This window comes from Shouchella phoenicis (genome assembly GCF_047238345.1).
In the GTDB taxonomy this organism is placed as follows: domain Bacteria; phylum Bacillota; class Bacilli; order Bacillales; family Bacillaceae_D; genus Shouchella.
This window is the reverse complement of record NZ_JBDFMQ010000001.1, coordinates 2702692-2719976: the sequence shown is the minus strand read 5'-3', so window position 1 is coordinate 2719976 and position 17285 is coordinate 2702692. Positions and strand designations below refer to the sequence as shown.

The window sequence follows — 17285 nt, the reverse complement described above, 5'->3', positions numbered from 1 at the left end:
ATAAAGCGTCACTTATAACAGGGTCAACCAACATTTTAGGAGGATTATATAAATGAAAACATCTAGCAAGTGGTTTATGACAGCAGGAGCAGCATTATTTTTAGCAGCATGTGGAAATGGAGATAGCGAAGACAATTCAAATGACGCATCTTCAGGTGAGGGTAACGATACAGAAGAGCAACAAACAGTAGAAGTTGAAACAATGAACGGCGATATGGTTGAAGTTCCAGTTAATCCTGAAAAGGTCATTTCATTCGATCATGGAATTACTGATTCAATCAGAGCGATTGGTGGAGATATTTCTGGTATTCCTCAAGGTAGTAATGTTCCTGAATATTTACAAGAATTAGAAAATGATGATAGCGTTGAAAACATCGGTTCTCTGTTTGAACCTGATTTTGAATTAATTTATGAGATGGACCCAGATGTCATCTTTATCTCTGGACGTGCATCTGATAATTATGAAGAGTTAAGTGAAATTGCACCGACTGTCTTTTTACAAGTAGATAATCAAAACTTCATGGAGACGTTTGAAAGCAATATGAACGTTCTTGGCGAGATTTTTGATGCTTCTGAAGAAGTCGATAGCCAATTAGCAGATATTAATAGTGTAATTGAAGATGTACAAGCACGTGCTGATGAATCTGAAGCAAATGCGCTCATCGTTTCCATTGATGAAGGTTCAGCAAGTGCTTACGGAATCGGCTCTCGCTTTGGTATTGTCCACGATGTAATGGGTATTCCGGCAGCAGATGAAGATATTCCTGCAGAAGGACATGGTAGCAACGTATCAAATGAATATTTTTCTGTTACTAATCCTGACTACATTTTCGCAATTGACCGTGGTGCATCGATCGGTAACTCTGCAACAGCTGACGATGTATTAGGAAATGAAGAAGTTCAACGTACAACCGCGTATGAGAATGACAACATCCATCAACTGAATAGCGAAGTTTGGTACTTAAGTGGTAGTGGACTAGAGTCTGTAAAAATGATTGTTGATGAAATTGATGAAGCATACGAGCAGTAATTACATGTTTTTAGAGGAATGACGAATCCAGTCATTCCTCTTTTTTTGAACGTCCACAGCCATCAGCCATGGACGTGGGCGAGAGAATTGTGTATGATTCGATAGAGATGAATGTAAAGGATCGAAGCAAATGGAAGGAACTATCGCTTTAATTAGTATTAGTCTTATCATACTCCTTATTGTGATCGGTTGGTTATGGCGAACGTATGTAGCTCGATTACAAACGGATGTTAGTAAAATTACTATTCGACATATTGATCGCATGGATGGGCATGCGTTTGAAGATTATATGGCTGTTGTGTATGCGGCAAGTGGGTGTGCGACTTATCAAACGAAAAAAAGTAGGGATTACGGTGCGGATCTAATTGTAACCGATGAAGACGGTCAAAAAGCAGTAATTCAGTTAAAGCGTTATGGTGCAACCCTCGGCCTCAGCAGTGTTCAAGAGAGTTATGCAGCTAAAGCGTATTATCGCGCAGATAAAGCGGTGGTCGTCACCACTGCGGAACAGGTAACGGATTCTTGTTGGAAATTAGCAGCTGCGACGAATGTGTATTTTTTGCTTCGAGCTGATATAGAAGAAATGACGAAGCTGATAAAAAGAGAGAAATGGGACGATGTCTATTGGTTATTAATGACTCCGCACATTCCTGAAAAAAAGAATGGAACGATTCATTTAGATGAAATCGATAGTACGAAGAGGAAAATCCAAGTAGGCGATTATTATTTAAAATAATTGAATTCAAACAAAGAACCCTTCATCGCATTCACTTTTTACGTGTCTACTTTGGAGGGTTCTTTTTACTTCCTATTTAAGGTTTAGAAATATTGTTCTAGTTTTTTTATAATATCGTCCATACACGTATCGTCATTGACTAAATCGTAGTCTTGGATATTAAGCTTTAATACAGGGCAGGCAGTAAAGGATTGAATCCAATTGTGGTAACGACCGTGCATCTCTTCCCAATAGGTGGTAGACGTTTGCTTTTCCATTTCTCGTCCGCGATGATGAATGCGGTTGATGATTGCATCAAGATCACCATCTAAATAGATTAATACATCTGGAGTGGGGAAGTAAGGGTTCATCACCATGGCATCAAACAAGCTTGTATACGTCTCATAATCAACTTTAGTCATCGTTCCTTTATCTGCATGCATCTTTGCGAAAATGCCTGTATCCTCATAAATAGAACGATCTTGTACATAGCCGCCGCCAGCTTCGACCATTGCTTTTTGCTCTTTAAATCGCTCTGCGAGAAAATAAATTTGCAGATGAAAACTCCAGCGTTCAAAATCTGCGTAAAATTTATCTAAATACGGATTATTGTCAACTTTTTCAAAAGATGTTTTGAACTGAAGCGTTTCCGCCAGCTTTTTTGTCATTGTTGTTTTGCCAACGCCGACTGTACCTGCAACGGTGATAATGGCGTTTGTTGGAATGTTAGGCATGGTCATTTTCCTTTCGTATGCTGAAGTTCGTTGTAATTTGATCGACGATTGCTTCAAAATCGTCTTGATTCGTAACAAAATCTAAATGGGATGTATCAATCGTAATAACAGGAATGACGTCTTCTATGGCCGACATTGCCTGTTCATAATCGTTCATTAAGTTTTTTATATACGTATGATCCATATTTTGTTCGAAAGAGCGACCTCTTACTTTAATGCGATCCATAATCGTATTGAAATCGGCTTTAAGATAAATAATGGCTTCTGGCTTTGGTAGTGGTTCAATTAAAATATCATAAATACGTTTGTATTGATTGTATTTTGCTTCGTGCAGCGTTTGGTGCGCAAAGATTAAATTCTTGCCTATATAATAGTCAGCCATGACCGCTTGACCTTGGTCTAAAAGCGTGCTCGTATCTTCTAACTGTTTAACTCGATTACAGAGAAAAAACATTTCCGTTTGGAAGCTCCAAGCATCCATGTCATCATAAAATTTTTCTAAATAAGGATTTTCAGTAATGATTTCAAATAATCGCTCTGTCTGAAAATGAGCTGCTAGTTTTTTCATAAGAGTAGTTTTTCCGACACCAATGACACCTTCAACGCACAGGAATGAGCCGCGCATGCATCATCACTCCTTTCTTTTTTTCTAAACGACTTTGATAGTGTATCATTTTTTCTAAAGCCTGAACAACAAACCTTTTTGGAGTTTATGTTACACTAGAGATATAAAAAGAGTGAGTGGGAGGGAGTCTGCGTTAGCAGCAAGATGATGAGTTATTTTGATGAAGCATTGAACCGAATTGGAACTGATTCTATGAAATGGGACGGCGCAAAAGAGCGTTTTGGACAAGAAGGCCTTCTACCATTATGGGTGGCAGATATGGATTTTAAAGCGCCGCAGCCTGTCATTGATGCATTAAAAGATAAAGTTGAACACGGGATTTACGGATACGCAGCACCATCTCCTGATGTGAATCAATCCATTGTCAATTGGCTATCAACACAGTATAAATGGGCGGTTCGTGATGAAGATATTGTTCATGTTACAGGTGTGGTACCGGCAATAAGTAACCTCATTCGTACATTTACTGAAGAAGAAGACGAAATTATTATACAAACCCCTGTGTATTACCCTTTTTACGATGTGATCGAGAAAAACCGTCGCAAAGTCGTGAAAAATCCGCTGCTTCTTGAAAATGAGCATTATAAAATGGATTTTGATGGACTTGAATCGGTCGTTACAGAGAAAACGAAAATGCTTATTCTATGCCATCCACACAATCCAGGTGGTCGTGTGTGGTCAGAGGAAGAACTTTCTAAGCTTGCGGAGATTTGCGAGAAACATGATCTTTATGTGATTTCTGATGAAATTCATGCAGACTTGTTGTTCGATGGCTATCGCCACATCCCGTTCGCTAGTGTGTATGAATCGCTTGAAAATCGTGTCTTCACGGCTCTGGCACCGACGAAAACGTTTAATTTAGCTGGCGTTCAGGGTGCGTATGTGGTCATCAAAGATGCGACATTGCGTCTTCGTTACCGACAAACGCTTGCAAGCACATTTGTCGGGGCTAATATGTTTTCACAAGTGGCCACAAAAGCGGCATATGATCACGGTTTGCCATGGTTGAAAGAATTAATGGCTTACATTCAAGACAATTATAAACTTGTGGAAGACTATTTAAGTACGCATATGCCAAAAATTAAACCAATGAAACCTCAAGGAACGTACTTACTATGGATTGATTTTGAGGGAATTGGTTTAACGGCAGAAGAACGAAAAAAATGGCTCCTAGAAGATGCGAAACTGGCTTTTAATCACGGTCCAATTTTTGGTGATGAAGGGGAGCATTTTGAGCGAATGAATTTAGCTACATCTAGAGAAACGCTGATGCAAGCTCTCGATCAACTGCATGCAGCCTATAAACAAAAGCACTTTTAAGCAGGAACGCGCTAAGTTTTATCGAATTACATGATTGGACAAGAATATAGAACGAATGAGTGAAGAGGAGTCGATGTACGGAATGAGCAACCCTTCTAATTGTTTGTTTGACGATCTTGAAAAGGAATGTAAAGAAAAGCTTGGAAGAGCGTTAGAAGCAAAGGAACATCAGCTATTAAAGTGGGTTGTGTCAAGCCATTTTCAACAAGTGTACAATAAAGTAAAAAGCTCATAATGGAGAGAGGGGGCGCTCATGAAGACATTCAAACTATACGCGATGCAAGTAATTGATGGGCAACAGGGAAATGTGAAGCAAGAACCAATTCCGCTTCATGAAGGCCTCATTATAAACATGGAAAATGAAGAGCATACGTGGTTTATCGATGCGGTTATTTCAAAAGATGATGCACGATTGTTTGAACGTGAACAAGAAGGCGAGCGTCACATCCTTGTTAGTGTTGTCATTACGAGTAAAGACAACCATCCTGCTGTTATGATTACGTCGATTGAATCAATTACTGACTTAAAAGAAAACAAAAGTATTATTTTAAAAGGCCAAATTGTTTCAGGTCGCGATGATGTGTTGGAAGATGTTTTTGAGGATCTTCTTGAGGAAGGCATTCAGCGTGAATCGTTGCTTCTAGAATACAAAAGTAGAGTGGAAAAACTTGATGCATACTCCGATAAGACGATTGCAGAAGTATACGATCAACTAAAGAAAAGTGAAAAATACCATCTTTATTAAAAAAAGCAGGCAGGATATCTTGAGGGATACCTGTCTTTTTACGTGTGTATACGTTGTTTTTGTTTGCTCATACTACATGTATCTGATGTAAGTAAAGGGGCTTAACAACAACGTGGAAAATTCAAAGAAAATGTGGGGATTACTCTCTCTGTCCTCCGTTCCTCTTGTGATGACATTAGGGAATTCAATGTTAATCCCAGTCTTACCGACAATAGGTAGCGAGCTACAAGTAAGTTCATTTATGGTTAGTTTATTAATTACCGCTTATTCGGTCGTTGCAATTATTTTTATTCCAATTGCAGGTTATTTATCGGATCATATTGGACGAAAACAAGTAATCATCCCAAGCTTAATTCTTGCTGGTATTGGTGGTTTGGTGGCAGGATTGGCTGCCTGGAAAATCGATCAAGCGTATTGGGTTATTTTTATTGGTCGCTTATTACAAGGGATTGGTGCAGCCGGAGCGGCGCCAATCGTCATGCCATTTGTAGGTGACTTGTTTAAAGAAAAACAAGAGATCAGTGAAGGTTTAGGGTTAATTGAAACATCCAATACATTTGGAAAAGTGCTAAGTCCCATATTTGGCGCGCTGCTAGCTTCAATCGTATGGTTTATGCCATTTTTTGCGTTTCCTATTTTTTGTGCGATTTCCATAATCATGATTCGTTTTTTTATTCAAACACCTGCGAAAACAAAGAAGCCGAAAAAATTCAAACAGTTCATTAAGCAGGTGAAACAAATCTTTAAACGTGAAGGACGCTGGCTGTATACGGTTTTTGTTACAGGCGGTGTACTCATGTACATTCTATTTGGAATTCTGTTTTATTTGTCCACTTTCCTTGAAGATAGCCACCAGATTCATGGCGTGAGAAAAGGAGTCATTCTTGCGTTCCCGCTATTGGCGCTTTGTTTAACGTCGTATGCAGCTGGAAAAGGAATCGGACAAGATCAGTTAAAAATGAAATGGATAACGGTTGCAGGACTTTCTTTATTAACATTGGCTGTGTTTGTTATTTCGTTTAATAAAGAACTTTACATGATGTTAACCGCATTGTTTGCGGCAGGTATTGGCATTGGGGCGGCCCTCCCAAGCTTAGATGCGTTCGTAACAGAAGGCATACCTGCTGAACAACGAGGATCAATTTCGTCTTTTTATAATAGTACACGCTTTATTGGTGTTGCAGCAGGACCACCTCTGTTTGCGATTTTTATGAAAGGTAGTCATTTCTTCACCTTCACAGGTAATGCGGTTGTCGTCTTGTTAACCATTATTCTTGTACTATGGGGCATTCGTCCACAAAAAAAAGGGGTTCGCACGTGGTAAGAGTCGAACTGCAATCGTTTTTGTTCTATACTTTAAGGAGAATGTGACAAAAGCGAGGGAATTGAAATGAGAACGTTTAAAGATCAAAAAGGGTATTTAGTCAACCTTGTGCTAGGAGAGGAACTGCCGTTCACCTCTTCACCAAAGCATGTATTGATTGTAGCCCGCTATAAAACGGCATGGGTATTAACCGACCATAAAGAAAGAGGGTATGAATTTCCAGGAGGGAAGCTAGAGCCAGGTGAGGAACCAGAAGAAGCCGTCAAACGTGAATTAAGGGAAGAAACAGGGGGGCGTGCAAATTCAATTGTCTATATTGGTCAATACGAAGTTGAGATGCCTGAAGAAACAATCCAAAAATCTATTTATGCTGTAAGAGTAGCTTCGTTTGAAGAATTGGAACCTGGGTTTGAAACGAATGGGGCGAAATTAATGGAAGAGTTGCCGATTGGGATGAAAGCTGATAATCGATTTAGCCCCATTATGAAAGATGATGTTGTCCCTCAAGCGATTCAATACACCATTGCAAAAGCGATCTTTAATAACGACTAGAATAGGCAAATAACGCCCTGAACGGGCGCTATATGCTGTATTTAGTAAGTTTCTTTTCAATATATTCAACAAAAAGATACATGAGTGTTGCGAGTATGGCTATGACCAATAAACTCATAAACACAAGATTGAAATTAAACACTTGGAAACCATAAATAATTAAATAACCTAATCCCTGCTTGGAGACAAGAAATTCTCCGACGATTACACCAACCCAAGCTAGCCCCACATTCATTTTAAGAGTTGAGATAATAACGGGGATGGAAGCAGGATAAATAACATTCGTGAAGATTTGTCGCTTTGAAGCTGAAAATGTTTGAAGCACTTTTATATAATTTTGATCCACTTCTTTAAAAGCCGTATGAACAACCATCGTTGTAATGATGACAGACACAAGCATGCCCATTGCAATAATGGACCCCATATTTGGTCCAATTCCTACAATTAAAATGGGGCCAATAGCTACTTTAGGCATTGAATTCATAATGACTAAAAAAGGATCTAAGATTTTTGAAAGAATTTTCGACCACCATAATAATGCAGCCAAGAGTGTTCCAATAACGGTACCAAGTAAGAAGCCTAAAATTGTTTCAAACATGGTGACTGAAGCATGCAGCCATAATGTCCCTGCAATGATATGTTCATAAAGCAACGTGACAATTCGTGAAGGCATACTGAACAGTAAGGGATCAATAAGAGCAAAGCGAGAAGCGAGTTCCCAAGCCACAATAACAAGCACGATTATGCTCACTTGTGTGAACCGAACAAAACGCTTTTCCTTCTTTTTTGCGAGCATGAAATGGTTGTGAAGTTCATTAGGATTCAAAACGATCCAGCTCCTTCCAAATTAACTGGAACTGGTCTTGGAAATCTTGGTGCTGCCGACTCTCAAACGGCGTACAGTCACGAATAGACTGTGGTATGGTAAAGACTTGAGCAACTTTTCCAGGACGCGGCGAAAAAAGAATGACCCGATCACTCATGGCAATGGCTTCACTAATATCATGGGTGACAAGAATCGCTGTTTTTTGTTCCGCTTTTAAGGTAGCAGAAACGAGATCTTCCAGTTTTAATTTTGTTTGTTGATCTAAGGCGGAAAAAGGTTCATCAAGCAACATAAGAGACGGATCGGTAGCGAGTGTTCGAATTAGTGCTACACGCTGCCTCATCCCGCCCGATAGTGCTTGAGGAAGGTCGTTTTTTTTATCTGTTAACCCGAAGCGTTCAAGCCACTTTAATGCTTTACGGTGTGCGATTTCATTGTCTGACCCTTGAATTCGTTGGCCAAGGGTTATATTTTTTTCGATCGATAGCCAAGGAAAAAGGTAATCATGCTGAAGCATATAGCCGATGGATTCTTTATTCTTAATAAAAATTGACCCACTCGTCTGCTCAAGAAGTCCGGCAATAATCGAAAGTAGCGTTGTTTTCCCACATCCACTTGGACCAATAAATGAAACAAATTCGCCTTCTTCAATGGATAGTGAAACATTTTGGAGAGCAGGAAAAGCCCCAGATTCATTTACGTATGTTAACGATAATGAGTCAATCGATACGTTTGACATCGGTGGCCTCCTTCATTCCATCGCTTCCGTTGCAATGGTTGTATTAACTAACTCTTCAAATGGAATGTGATCTGGAAGTTCACCAGCTTCATCCATAATCTCAAGTAGCGTGTTCCATGCATCTTCGGATAAAAGCGGATCTGTTGCATAAGACCCTTGTTCTTTATAGCGGTCAATTGCATTTGCTAGAATATCCACGTCTGTATCCTCAAAATAGCCATGGATTGATTCTGCGATTAACGCTGAATCTTCTGTTTCAACAAATTGCTGCCCTTTGTAAATGGCTTTAGAAAAACGAATGAGCGCTTCCTCATCTTTTTTAATTATGCTTTGTTTTGCCATAAATGACGTATAAGGGACTTCTCCAGATTCTGCGCCAAACGATGCAATAACGTGACCGAGTCCTTCTTTTTCAAATGTAGACGCTTGTGGTTCAAATAACTGTACATAATCGCCAGTGCCTGAAGCAAATGCACTCGGTATATTTCCAAAATCAACATTTTGAAGTAGAGTTAAATCATTTTGCGGATCAATATCATGTTGCTTTAACACATATTCTCCTACCATTTGCGGCATCCCACCTTTGCGTTGACCAAGAAACGTGGTGCCGTTTAAATCACTCCAATCAAAAGAAGAGACGTCTTCTCGAGCAACAAGAAATGTGCCGTCTGTTTGAGTTAACGCCGCAAAATTAATCGCGGGATCTGTCGCTTCTTGACCAGCAACATAAATCGATGTTTCGGATCCTACTAAAGCAATGTCCGCCCCATCGGAAAGCAAAGCAGTCATCGTTTTATCGCCACCCCATGTCGTGGTTAAATCAATTTCGAGATTTTCTTCTTCAAAATAGCCTTCTGATAAGGCAATGTATAATGGTGCATAAAAAACAGAACGGGTCACTTCAGCAACTTCTAATTTATCTGCACGATCATTGGTTTGGCAGCCAACCATCAGCGCAATAGAAGATGTAAGGATGAAAAAAGCTAGCAGGCGTTTCATTTTTATCACTCCTTCTATGTTTTTCTTACCGTTCGAATGGGAAAATGACTTTATTGCTACACTATGCGTAGTGAGCGAAAAGGGTGTATGCCTAAGAGGAGGGTTTTATGATTATTGAAAAAGTAAGAGTGCCCTCACCGAGTATACGTATTCATTTGTATGAAGTGACGTACATAAGCGAAGGACTGAAGGTGATCGGCTTGATGGCAGAACCGATCGGTCACCATTCGTTACCTGGCTTACTTTATTTACGTGGTGGGATCAAAACAGTCGGTATGGTTCGACCGCAACGCATTATTCAATGGGCGAGTGAGGGTTTTGTTGTATTTGCGCCTTACTATCGCGGGAATCGCGGTGGGGAGGGGCGAGAAGATTTTTGTGGCAATGATCGTTTTGATGCGATTAACGGATTTGATCTATTGGAACAGCATGAACAAGTTGATAAAGCGAAAGGCATTCATATTGTCGGTTTTTCAAGAGGAGGAATTATGGCATTGTGGACAGGGATTTATCGTCCGCAATCTCGCTCCGTTACTTGTTGGAATGGTGTAACGGATATGGTGCTTACGTATGAAGAGCGAGTAGACTTAAGAAAGATGATGAAGCGAGTCATTGGGGGAACTCCCTGGAAATATCCAGAGCGTTATGAAGAGCGGACGCCTCTTAAGAATATGGGTGAATTTCAGCCGCATCTTCTTGTTATACATGGAGAAAAAGACGAGCATGTCTCAGCTGAACACGTGTATCAGCTACTGGACCACATTCCAGACAAAAACCAGTATCGAACGGAAACGTGGATCTTCCCACATTATCGACATCATTTTCCGCCAATGGAACAGGCAGATATTTTAAAAAAAGCAGCTAGCTGGATGAAGCACACAAAAAAAGAGTAGGTGATCTCATCATCACTACTCTTTTTTTCTATTTAGTTTGTACGAGTTGGGCCAGCTTGCTGGATGCTTTCTTTTGCAGAAGAAAAACGAGAGAAGTTGTCTGCAAATTGGTTCGCTAATGATTTTGCTGTTTGATCATAGGCATCTTTATCTGCCCAAGCGTTTCGCGGATTCATTAATTCATCAGGGACGCCAGGACAACGAGTTGGCATATGAAGACCGAAAATAGGGTCTGTTTCTGTCTCAACTTGATTCAACTCACCTTGAAGAGCAGCTTCAACCATGGCTCTTGTAAACCTGAGCTTCATTCTGCTTCCAGTACCGTAGCTGCCACCGGTCCAACCAGTATTTACTAAGAACACATCCACATCGTTTGCTTCGATTTTTTCCCCGAGCATTGCAGCATAGGTTTCTGGTTTTCTTGGAAGGAAAGGTGCGCCAAAACATGTTGAGAATGTCGCTTCCGGTTGCGTAATGCCTCTTTCTGTTCCCGCAAGTTTGCTCGTATAGCCAGATAAAAAGTGGTACATGGCCTGTTCTTTTGTCAATTTGCTAATTGGTGGAAGAACCCCAAAAGCATCAGCAGTTAAAAAGACGATGGCAGTAGGGCTTCCTGCAACGCTTGGTTTTAATGCATTCGGAATCGCTTCAATCGGATAAGCTGCTCTTGTATTTTCTGTTAATGAAGAATCATCGTAATTCGCTTTCCCTTCTTCAACAGCAACATTCTCAAGAACCGCGCCAAATGAAATCGCATTCCAAATTTGTGGCTCTTGCTCTTGTGAAAGGTTAATACATTTCGCGTAGCAACCACCTTCAATATTAAAGATTCCTGTTTCTGTCCAACCATGTTCGTCATCCCCAATAAGCGAGCGGTGGCTAGAGGCAGATAAGGTGGTTTTTCCTGTTCCAGACAAACCGAAAAATAGAGCGGTTTCACCATTTTCGTTTGTATTTGCTGAACAGTGCATAGGCAATACATTTTCGTCAGGCATTAAATAATTCATAACCGAAAACATTGATTTTTTCATTTCACCTGCATATTCGGTTCCGCCGATTAACACAACGCGCTCTTCAAACGAAATCATGACAAACGCTTCGGAATTGGTGCCATCAACAGCAGGGTCTGCTTTAAATGTAGGCGCACTGACAATCGTAAATGGTTCTTGATTGGTTTTTGTTGACTGGCCTTCACGAATAAAAAGTTGACGAGCAAAAAGGTGGTGCCATGCAAATTCATTAATGTATGTGATCGGCAATTGATAATTGGGGTCTGCGCCAACAAAGCCATTCGAGGCATAGCGAACTTCTTTTTGTTGCAAATAGTATAACACTTTTTCATAAAGCGCTTTAAATGTGTTTTGAGAAATTGGTTGATTGACTGGTCCCCAATCAATCGTATTACGAACACTTGGCTCATCTACAATAAATTTATCTTTGGGTGAGCGACCAGTATACTTCCCAGTTTGCACAGAAAGCGCGCCAGTATCTGTTAATTCACCTTCTTGATTCATTAACGCTCGCTCTACTAAAGAGGGAACAGAAAGTTGGTGAACCGTCTTAGGACTTGAAAGTAGCTGCTCTAATTGTGTTGATCCATTTAAAATTTTCATAATCGGCTCCTTTATGGTCGGTGTTCGTGGTAATAGTATAACACATTATATTTATTAGTCCATACTAAAGTGAAAGATGTTTTGAAAAAAAGTGAAAGGATGCTTTTATGTGTTTTTTTATGATGTTGAATGGAGAAGTGATTGCTGAAGTAAAACTCCATTCATATCGCTACTGTATTCACACCATGAAGCTTTCGCTTGTCATTTGACTCTCCTCGGTCCTGCTTTAATGACTTCATCCAAGCATATTTGGTAAAAATAGATACATGAAGCCTAGATAAGCGAGCGTTCCGAAAGCAAATCCCGAAAAGATCAAAAGAATGACTTTTGTTTTAGTAGACATAAAACACCTCTAATTCAGAATAATTAATGTTTTTATTGGTGTTCAATCATACAAGATTTTATTTCGATTTAAAAGAGATAAAGCAAAGACTCTTCTTAAACCTTTCAAAGTAGAGGAAATTATGTTATGCTAATGTGCGAAAACGAACAAAGCGCAAACTTATGACATTGCCTGCGATTCCCATTGAAAAAACGACTAATTTCTTACAGGCTTGCTGTAGAAATAGCTCGAAAAAGATGGCGATCATTCATCGTCACAAGTTAAAGTTATACTGCTTTTTAAAACAGATAACATCACGCTTTTATCAAGAGAAGGTGGAGGGACAGGCCCTTTGAAACCCAGCAACCATCACGTTAGTGAAAAGGTGCTAACCTGCAGAACAGTTTTGTTCTGGGAGATAAGAGACGATCGATAAACAAGTCAGCTCTTTTCTCATGTGGAAAAGAGTTTTTTCGTTTTGTATGTGACAACATATAAAGAGAAGATAAAAATGATACGGATAAGTTACGGTTGTGTGTCCGTGGGCATAAGATGCCTTTAGCCTACTTACCAAAGTCAGCTCTGATCGTTCGTTTTAAAATACAACATGCATTTCCGAGCGAAAGTATGGAATAGGAGGAATTAGAATGTCTGAAAAAAGAGGAAAGCACTTATTCACATCAGAATCGGTTACGGAAGGTCATCCAGATAAAATTTGTGACCAAATTTCAGATGCGATTCTAGATGAAATTTTAAAGAGAGATCCGAATGCACGTGTGGCGTGTGAAACATCTGTTACAACAGGAATGGTACTCGTAGCCGGAGAGATTACGACAAGCACCTATGTAGATATCCCAAGTGTGGTTCGTGAGACCATCAAAGGAATTGGTTATACACGAGCAAAATACGGATTTGATGCCGAAACGTGTGCAGTCATCACATCCATTGATGAGCAGTCTGCCGACATCGCTCAAGGGGTGGACCAAGCATTAGAAGCAAGAGAAGGACAAATGACAGACGAAGAAATCGAAGCAATTGGTGCAGGTGACCAAGGGTTAATGTTTGGATTTGCTTCAAATGAAACAGAAGAGCTGATGCCCCTCCCAATCTCATTAAGCCATAAACTAGCATTCCGTTTAAGCGAAGTACGTAAAAACGAAACGCTTGACTACTTACGTCCGGATGGCAAAACGCAGGTGACAATTGAATATGATGACAATGATAAACCTGTCCGCGTGGATACAATTGTTATTTCAACTCAGCATGCGCCAGACATTACGCTTGAGCAAATTCAAGCAGATATTAAGAAACACGTGATTCAAGCTGTTGTCCCTGCTGAACTAATGGACGATAACACAAAGTTCTTCATTAATCCAACTGGTCGTTTCGTAATCGGCGGTCCTCAAGGGGATGCTGGTTTAACAGGAAGAAAAATTATTGTTGATACGTATGGTGGTTACGCACGTCATGGAGGCGGAGCATTCTCAGGAAAAGACGCAACGAAAGTAGACCGTTCAGGCGCATATGCGGCTCGTTATGTAGCGAAAAACATTGTCGCTGCTGGTCTTGCAGAGTCGTGTGAAGTTCAGCTTGCGTATGCAATTGGTGTCGCTCAACCAGTTTCCATCTCCATCAACACATTTGGCACTGGAAAAGCGGATGAAGAAACCCTTGTTACACTTGTGAGAAAGCACTTTGATCTTCGCCCTGCTGGCATTATTAAAATGCTTGACCTTCGTCGTCCGATTTATAAGCAAACTGCTGCTTATGGTCATTTCGGTCGTGAAGATGTTCAACTTCCTTGGGAACGAACAGATAAAGCGGATGTGCTGAAAGCAGAAGCTTAAGTACAGAAAAGAAGAGTCCGGAAAATATCCGGGCTCTTTTTTTATCTTATAAAGCATTTCCTATCGTGACACCGCCATCAACAACAATTTCTGTCCCAGTGCAGTAGGAGCTGTCATCAGAAGCTAGAAAAACGATGGCCTTAGCAACATCAAGAGGAGACCCGGTACGTGATAAGGGAATGCTCTCCATATAATGCGGATCATCGTAAAGTCCTTTTGCCATCTCTGTTTCAATTAAACCAGGATGAACCACGTTTACACGCACGCCGTCCTTACCTAATTCAGCCGCTGCCGCTTTAGATAACGTTGTAATGGCTGCTTTCGTAGAAGCGTACAGGGAAGAATGGCGAATTGGAGAAAAAGATGAGATGGAGACATTGTTAATAATGGACCCTTTTTGTTGGTGGATCATTTGTTTTGCAGCGGCCTGCATACCTAAAAAGACTCCGCGCTGGTTGACATCAATTAGACCTTGATAGTCATCAAGTGTTGATTCCATAAACGGTTTTTTAAGAAACACACCGGCATTGTTCACCAAGGCATCCAATCGTTGAAACTTCTGTACAATCATTGTAATGGCTGCGTCCCAATCGGGTTGCTTCGAGACATCAAGTTTACATGGCGTCGCTTTTGAACCAATTTCTTCTGCGACAGCTTGTGCTTGATCCAAACGTCGCGCGCCAACGATTACATGGGCTCCTTCATTAGCCAAGTCATGGGCAATTGTCTTCCCTTGTCCACGATTTGCGCCGGTTATCAGAATGATTTTATCATTTAATCTTGGCATAGTACCTCCTGAATTGAACGCTATGTTGTCATTTACATGTCAATGCTTTTATAGTATTGACCTCTCTCTACGTATTCGGTGCGCACGCGTTTCATTTCTTTTACATCGGCATCAGTTAAGTCACGCACGACTTTTGCTGGTCGCCCTAATGCAAGCGTATGGGGCGGAATTGTTTTTCCTGGTGGCACAAGACTTCCTGCACCAATAAAAGCGCCTTCTCCAATTTCAGCTCCATCAAGAATGGTGGAACCCATGCCAATTAACGCATTTTTACGGATAATGGCACTATGTAACATCACTTGATGACCAATGGTCACATCATCTTCAATGACGAGGGTACGGTTTGGACTTTGATGAAGCATGGATTGATCTTGAATATTGACTCGTTTTCCAATTCGAGTTGGTGCCACATCCCCGCGGATGACCGTGTGGAACCAAACGCTCGATTGTTCGCCAATCTCCACATCTCCAGAAATAACGGCATTGCTTGCGACATAAACAGATGAATCTATGACTGGTTTTTTATCATAGTATGGTAAAATCATCCGAACATCTCCTTTCCTAATCAGGTTGAAATCGGCTATACTAATTTTATCGTACGAGTATAAAAATAGCTAGATAAGGAGGAGATGTCGTGCGTTATTTTGAAGTCCCAGAAGCGCGAGGTGTAGCGGTCATCGTTCATGGAGCTGGTGAGCACAGTGGTCGCTACAATTGGTTAGTAGAGAAATGGAACTTACACGGCTTTGACTGCTTATTAGGGGATTTACCAGGGCAGGGAGAATCAAGAGGGAAGCGTGGACACATCGATTCCTTTAAACAATACATAAAAACCGTTGACCGCTGGCTCAAGCAAGCCCGTCTTAAGCAACTTCCAATTGTGTTAGTTGGACATAGTATGGGTGGCTTGATTGCCATAAGAACGTTAATTGAACGCGATAATTCATTTATTGAAGCTGTCGTCCTTTCTGCTCCTTGCCTTCAGTTAAATATGCGTGTGTCACCGCCAAAAAAAGCTGCGGCTAAAGTGTTGAACCATGTGGCGCCAACGTTCAGTATGCAGTCTGGGCTAAAGCCGGAGCTGACAACGAGGAGTGAATTGGTACGAGAAGCGTACACAAGAGATCCTTTGCGTGTGACAAAAGTTTCGGCGCGCTGGTATCACGAGTTAAGCAAGGCAATGCTGACAACACGACGGTATCCTGAAAAAATGCCAAATATCCCAATCCTGTTAATGGTAGCCGGGGAAGATCATGTTGTTGATAGTCGGGCGGCACTGACGTGGTTTAATCATCTTGATGTAAGTCATAAGATGCTCAAAGAATGGAACGGTTTGTACCACGAGCTTTATAATGAACCTGAAAAAGAAGAGGTTTTTCGTTATACGGTCAGCTTTGTGAACATGCTCATTCCTTAATGCTCCTCCTATGTTACAATAGGAGGCAGAGGAGTGATGTATGATGAGTAAATCTAAAGCAAAGAAGCAACGAGATAAACGTGTCCGTGAAGGAAAACGAAATCCAGCTCTCAATCGTAGTGTGTACGCAATGGCCGATTTAGCGACGAGAAAAACGAAAACCAAAAAAGAATCGTTTGAAAGACAAAAACATCGTCGCTTTGATGAAAGCGACGATGTTTTTTTAGTTTGGTTGCAGATCTCGTTGAACCACATCCAGTTTCCCTGTTTCTGGACTAATCACAAGCCCATGAACGGTTACATCTTTGGGAAGTAGTGGATGATTTACAATCATATCAATGCTGTGCTTTACGCTATCTGTTACGTCTTCAAAGCCAGTTAAAAATGTGTCAATGTCAACGCCAGCGTAGCGTAACGAGTCGATGTGATCCATTTTAATCCCACGGTCTTCCGCTTTCTGTAGAACGTTATCAGAAGAAAGGCCAGTCATACCGCAGCCATAGTGGCCGACAACATAGACTTCCTCTGCGCCAAGTTCGTAAATGGCAACTAAAATACTACGCATGATACTTCCAAATGGATGAGAAATAACCGCTCCAGCATTTTTAACAATTTTGGCATCACCATTTCGCAAATCCATCGCAGAGTGTAGCAATTCTGTTAATCGCGTATCCATACATGTGAGGATCACAATTTTCTTTTGTGGAAACTTCCCAACAGAAAATTGTTCATATTTTTTGTTCTCCACAAAAGATTGATTAAATTCAAGAATGGTATCTAGTTTACTCATTTACCCG

The 17285-nt window shown here is 40.7% G+C and carries 20 protein-coding genes and 1 riboswitch; of the genes, 11 read left to right on the top strand and 9 right to left on the bottom strand.

The window, feature by feature from the left end; translation table 11 throughout:
• The first annotated feature begins 52 nt into the window (after window positions 1-52).
• Both ABC361_RS14570 and ABC361_RS14565 read left to right on the top strand, forming a co-directional pair.
• Window positions 53-1030 carry a siderophore ABC transporter substrate-binding protein gene (locus ABC361_RS14570; protein WP_413074627.1) on the top strand — a complete coding sequence of 326 codons (978 nt, stop codon included), beginning with the start codon at window positions 53-55 and terminating at the stop codon, window positions 1028-1030.
• A gap of 130 nt (window positions 1031-1160) precedes the next feature.
• A complete protein-coding gene (locus ABC361_RS14565) occupies window positions 1161-1766 on the top strand; it encodes a restriction endonuclease (RefSeq protein WP_413074626.1) in 606 nt (201 codons plus the stop codon).
• An 83-nt stretch (window positions 1767-1849) separates the two neighbouring features.
• On the opposite strand, the gene ABC361_RS14560 is transcribed toward ABC361_RS14565, so the two are convergent.
• Window positions 1850-2485, bottom strand: coding sequence for a deoxynucleoside kinase (locus ABC361_RS14560; protein ID WP_413074625.1), 636 nt, complete (start codon window positions 2483-2485; stop codon window positions 1850-1852).
• Window positions 2472-3104 carry a deoxynucleoside kinase gene (locus ABC361_RS14555; RefSeq protein ID WP_413074624.1) on the bottom strand — a complete coding sequence of 211 codons (633 nt, stop codon included), beginning with the start codon at window positions 3102-3104 and terminating at the stop codon, window positions 2472-2474. The genes ABC361_RS14560 and ABC361_RS14555 overlap by 14 nt, the downstream gene beginning before the upstream one ends.
• Window positions 3105-3251: 147 nt before the next feature.
• On the opposite strand from ABC361_RS14555, the gene ABC361_RS14550 reads away from it, so the two are divergent.
• From ABC361_RS14550 to ytkD, 5 genes are all read left to right on the top strand, one after another.
• On the top strand, window positions 3252-4424 hold the full coding sequence (locus ABC361_RS14550; RefSeq protein ID WP_413074623.1) for a MalY/PatB family protein: 1173 nt from the start codon (window positions 3252-3254) through the stop codon (window positions 4422-4424).
• An 82-nt stretch (window positions 4425-4506) separates the two neighbouring features.
• Entirely contained in the window at window positions 4507-4659 is a 153-nt protein-coding gene (locus tag ABC361_RS14545; RefSeq protein WP_413074622.1) for a hypothetical protein, read from the top strand.
• An 18-nt stretch (window positions 4660-4677) separates the two neighbouring features.
• Window positions 4678-5169: a YwpF-like family protein gene (locus ABC361_RS14540; protein WP_099301577.1), complete on the top strand. Its 492-nt coding sequence runs from the start codon at window positions 4678-4680 to the stop codon at window positions 5167-5169.
• A gap of 112 nt (window positions 5170-5281) precedes the next feature.
• Window positions 5282-6493: an MFS transporter gene (locus tag ABC361_RS14535; protein ID WP_413074621.1), complete on the top strand. Its 1212-nt coding sequence runs from the start codon at window positions 5282-5284 to the stop codon at window positions 6491-6493.
• 66 nt (window positions 6494-6559) lie between these two features.
• Window positions 6560-7045 carry an RNA deprotection pyrophosphohydrolase gene (gene ytkD, locus ABC361_RS14530; protein ID WP_413074620.1) on the top strand — a complete coding sequence of 162 codons (486 nt, stop codon included), beginning with the start codon at window positions 6560-6562 and terminating at the stop codon, window positions 7043-7045.
• A gap of 28 nt (window positions 7046-7073) precedes the next feature.
• Here ytkD and ABC361_RS14525 read toward each other — a convergent pair whose 3' ends face one another.
• Genes ABC361_RS14525 through ABC361_RS14515 form a run of 3 tightly spaced genes read right to left on the bottom strand, consistent with a single transcriptional unit; the run spans window position 7074 to window position 9609 of the window.
• Entirely contained in the window at window positions 7074-7841 is a 768-nt protein-coding gene (locus ABC361_RS14525) for an ABC transporter permease (protein ID WP_413075779.1), read from the bottom strand.
• A 19-nt stretch (window positions 7842-7860) separates the two neighbouring features.
• Complete coding sequence (locus ABC361_RS14520; protein WP_413074619.1) at window positions 7861-8610, bottom strand: ABC transporter ATP-binding protein; 750 nt, start codon at window positions 8608-8610, stop codon at window positions 7861-7863.
• Between the two features lie 12 nt (window positions 8611-8622).
• Window positions 8623-9609: an ABC transporter substrate-binding protein gene (locus tag ABC361_RS14515; protein WP_413074618.1), complete on the bottom strand. Its 987-nt coding sequence runs from the start codon at window positions 9607-9609 to the stop codon at window positions 8623-8625.
• Between the two features lie 107 nt (window positions 9610-9716).
• Here ABC361_RS14515 and ABC361_RS14510 point away from each other — a divergent pair, with 107 nt between their 5' ends.
• Window positions 9717-10502, top strand: coding sequence for an alpha/beta hydrolase family protein (locus tag ABC361_RS14510; protein ID WP_413074617.1), 786 nt, complete (start codon window positions 9717-9719; stop codon window positions 10500-10502).
• Between the two features lie 32 nt (window positions 10503-10534).
• On the opposite strand, the gene pckA is transcribed toward ABC361_RS14510, so the two are convergent.
• Window positions 10535-12115: a phosphoenolpyruvate carboxykinase (ATP) gene (gene pckA / locus ABC361_RS14505; protein WP_413074616.1), complete on the bottom strand. Its 1581-nt coding sequence runs from the start codon at window positions 12113-12115 to the stop codon at window positions 10535-10537.
• A 641-nt stretch (window positions 12116-12756) separates the two neighbouring features.
• Window positions 12757-12862, top strand: a riboswitch (SAM riboswitch).
• A 222-nt stretch (window positions 12863-13084) separates the two neighbouring features.
• Here pckA and metK point away from each other — a divergent pair.
• Complete coding sequence (metK, locus tag ABC361_RS14500; RefSeq protein ID WP_413074615.1) at window positions 13085-14284, top strand: methionine adenosyltransferase; 1200 nt, start codon at window positions 13085-13087, stop codon at window positions 14282-14284.
• Window positions 14285-14330: 46 nt separating this feature from the next.
• Here metK and ABC361_RS14495 read toward each other — a convergent pair whose 3' ends face one another.
• Window positions 14331-15071, bottom strand: coding sequence for an SDR family NAD(P)-dependent oxidoreductase (locus ABC361_RS14495; RefSeq protein ID WP_413074614.1), 741 nt, complete (start codon window positions 15069-15071; stop codon window positions 14331-14333).
• 32 nt (window positions 15072-15103) lie between these two features.
• On the bottom strand, window positions 15104-15616 hold the full coding sequence (locus ABC361_RS14490) for a gamma carbonic anhydrase (RefSeq protein WP_413074613.1): 513 nt from the start codon (window positions 15614-15616) through the stop codon (window positions 15104-15106).
• A gap of 89 nt (window positions 15617-15705) precedes the next feature.
• On the opposite strand from ABC361_RS14490, the gene ABC361_RS14485 reads away from it, so the two are divergent.
• The gene (locus tag ABC361_RS14485) at window positions 15706-16488 is read left to right on the top strand and encodes an alpha/beta hydrolase (protein WP_413074612.1); all 783 of its coding nucleotides are present in this window, start codon (window positions 15706-15708) and stop codon (window positions 16486-16488) included.
• A gap of 43 nt (window positions 16489-16531) precedes the next feature.
• Window positions 16532-16804 carry a hypothetical protein gene (locus ABC361_RS14480; protein ID WP_413074611.1) on the top strand — a complete coding sequence of 91 codons (273 nt, stop codon included), beginning with the start codon at window positions 16532-16534 and terminating at the stop codon, window positions 16802-16804.
• Here the strand turns inward: ABC361_RS14480 and ABC361_RS14475 are convergent.
• A complete protein-coding gene (locus tag ABC361_RS14475) occupies window positions 16712-17278 on the bottom strand; it encodes a beta-class carbonic anhydrase (RefSeq protein WP_099301567.1) in 567 nt (188 codons plus the stop codon). The two genes, ABC361_RS14480 and ABC361_RS14475, sit on opposite strands and share 93 nt — an antisense overlap.
• Window positions 17279-17285 lie beyond the last annotated feature (7 nt).

Bases quoted from the DNA above. Each gene is read 5' to 3' on its own strand.
- ABC361_RS14570 (WP_413074627.1), top strand. From the start codon at position 53: ATGAAAACATCTAGCAAGTGGTTTATGACAGCAGGAGCAGCATTATTT.
- ABC361_RS14565 (WP_413074626.1), top strand. From the start codon at position 1,161: ATGGAAGGAACTATCGCTTTAATTAGTATTAGTCTTATCATACTCCTT.
- ABC361_RS14560 (WP_413074625.1), bottom strand. From the start codon at position 2,485: ATGACCATGCCTAACATTCCAACAAACGCCATTATCACCGTTGCAGGT.
- ABC361_RS14555 (WP_413074624.1), bottom strand. From the start codon at position 3,104: ATGCGCGGCTCATTCCTGTGCGTTGAAGGTGTCATTGGTGTCGGAAAA.
- ABC361_RS14550 (WP_413074623.1), top strand. From the start codon at position 3,252: ATGAGTTATTTTGATGAAGCATTGAACCGAATTGGAACTGATTCTATG.
- ABC361_RS14545 (WP_413074622.1), top strand. From the start codon at position 4,507: ATGAGCAACCCTTCTAATTGTTTGTTTGACGATCTTGAAAAGGAATGT.
- ABC361_RS14540 (WP_099301577.1), top strand. From the start codon at position 4,678: ATGAAGACATTCAAACTATACGCGATGCAAGTAATTGATGGGCAACAG.
- ytkD (WP_413074620.1), top strand. From the start codon at position 6,560: ATGAGAACGTTTAAAGATCAAAAAGGGTATTTAGTCAACCTTGTGCTA.
- ABC361_RS14525 (WP_413075779.1), bottom strand. From the start codon at position 7,841: ATGCTCGCAAAAAAGAAGGAAAAGCGTTTTGTTCGGTTCACACAAGTG.
- ABC361_RS14520 (WP_413074619.1), bottom strand. From the start codon at position 8,610: ATGTCAAACGTATCGATTGACTCATTATCGTTAACATACGTAAATGAA.
- ABC361_RS14515 (WP_413074618.1), bottom strand. From the start codon at position 9,609: ATGAAACGCCTGCTAGCTTTTTTCATCCTTACATCTTCTATTGCGCTG.
- ABC361_RS14510 (WP_413074617.1), top strand. From the start codon at position 9,717: ATGATTATTGAAAAAGTAAGAGTGCCCTCACCGAGTATACGTATTCAT.
- pckA (WP_413074616.1), bottom strand. From the start codon at position 12,115: ATGAAAATTTTAAATGGATCAACACAATTAGAGCAGCTACTTTCAAGT.
- metK (WP_413074615.1), top strand. From the start codon at position 13,085: ATGTCTGAAAAAAGAGGAAAGCACTTATTCACATCAGAATCGGTTACG.
- ABC361_RS14495 (WP_413074614.1), bottom strand. From the start codon at position 15,071: ATGCCAAGATTAAATGATAAAATCATTCTGATAACCGGCGCAAATCGT.
- ABC361_RS14490 (WP_413074613.1), bottom strand. From the start codon at position 15,616: ATGATTTTACCATACTATGATAAAAAACCAGTCATAGATTCATCTGTT.
- ABC361_RS14480 (WP_413074611.1), top strand. From the start codon at position 16,532: ATGAGTAAATCTAAAGCAAAGAAGCAACGAGATAAACGTGTCCGTGAA.
- ABC361_RS14475 (WP_099301567.1), bottom strand. From the start codon at position 17,278: ATGAGTAAACTAGATACCATTCTTGAATTTAATCAATCTTTTGTGGAG.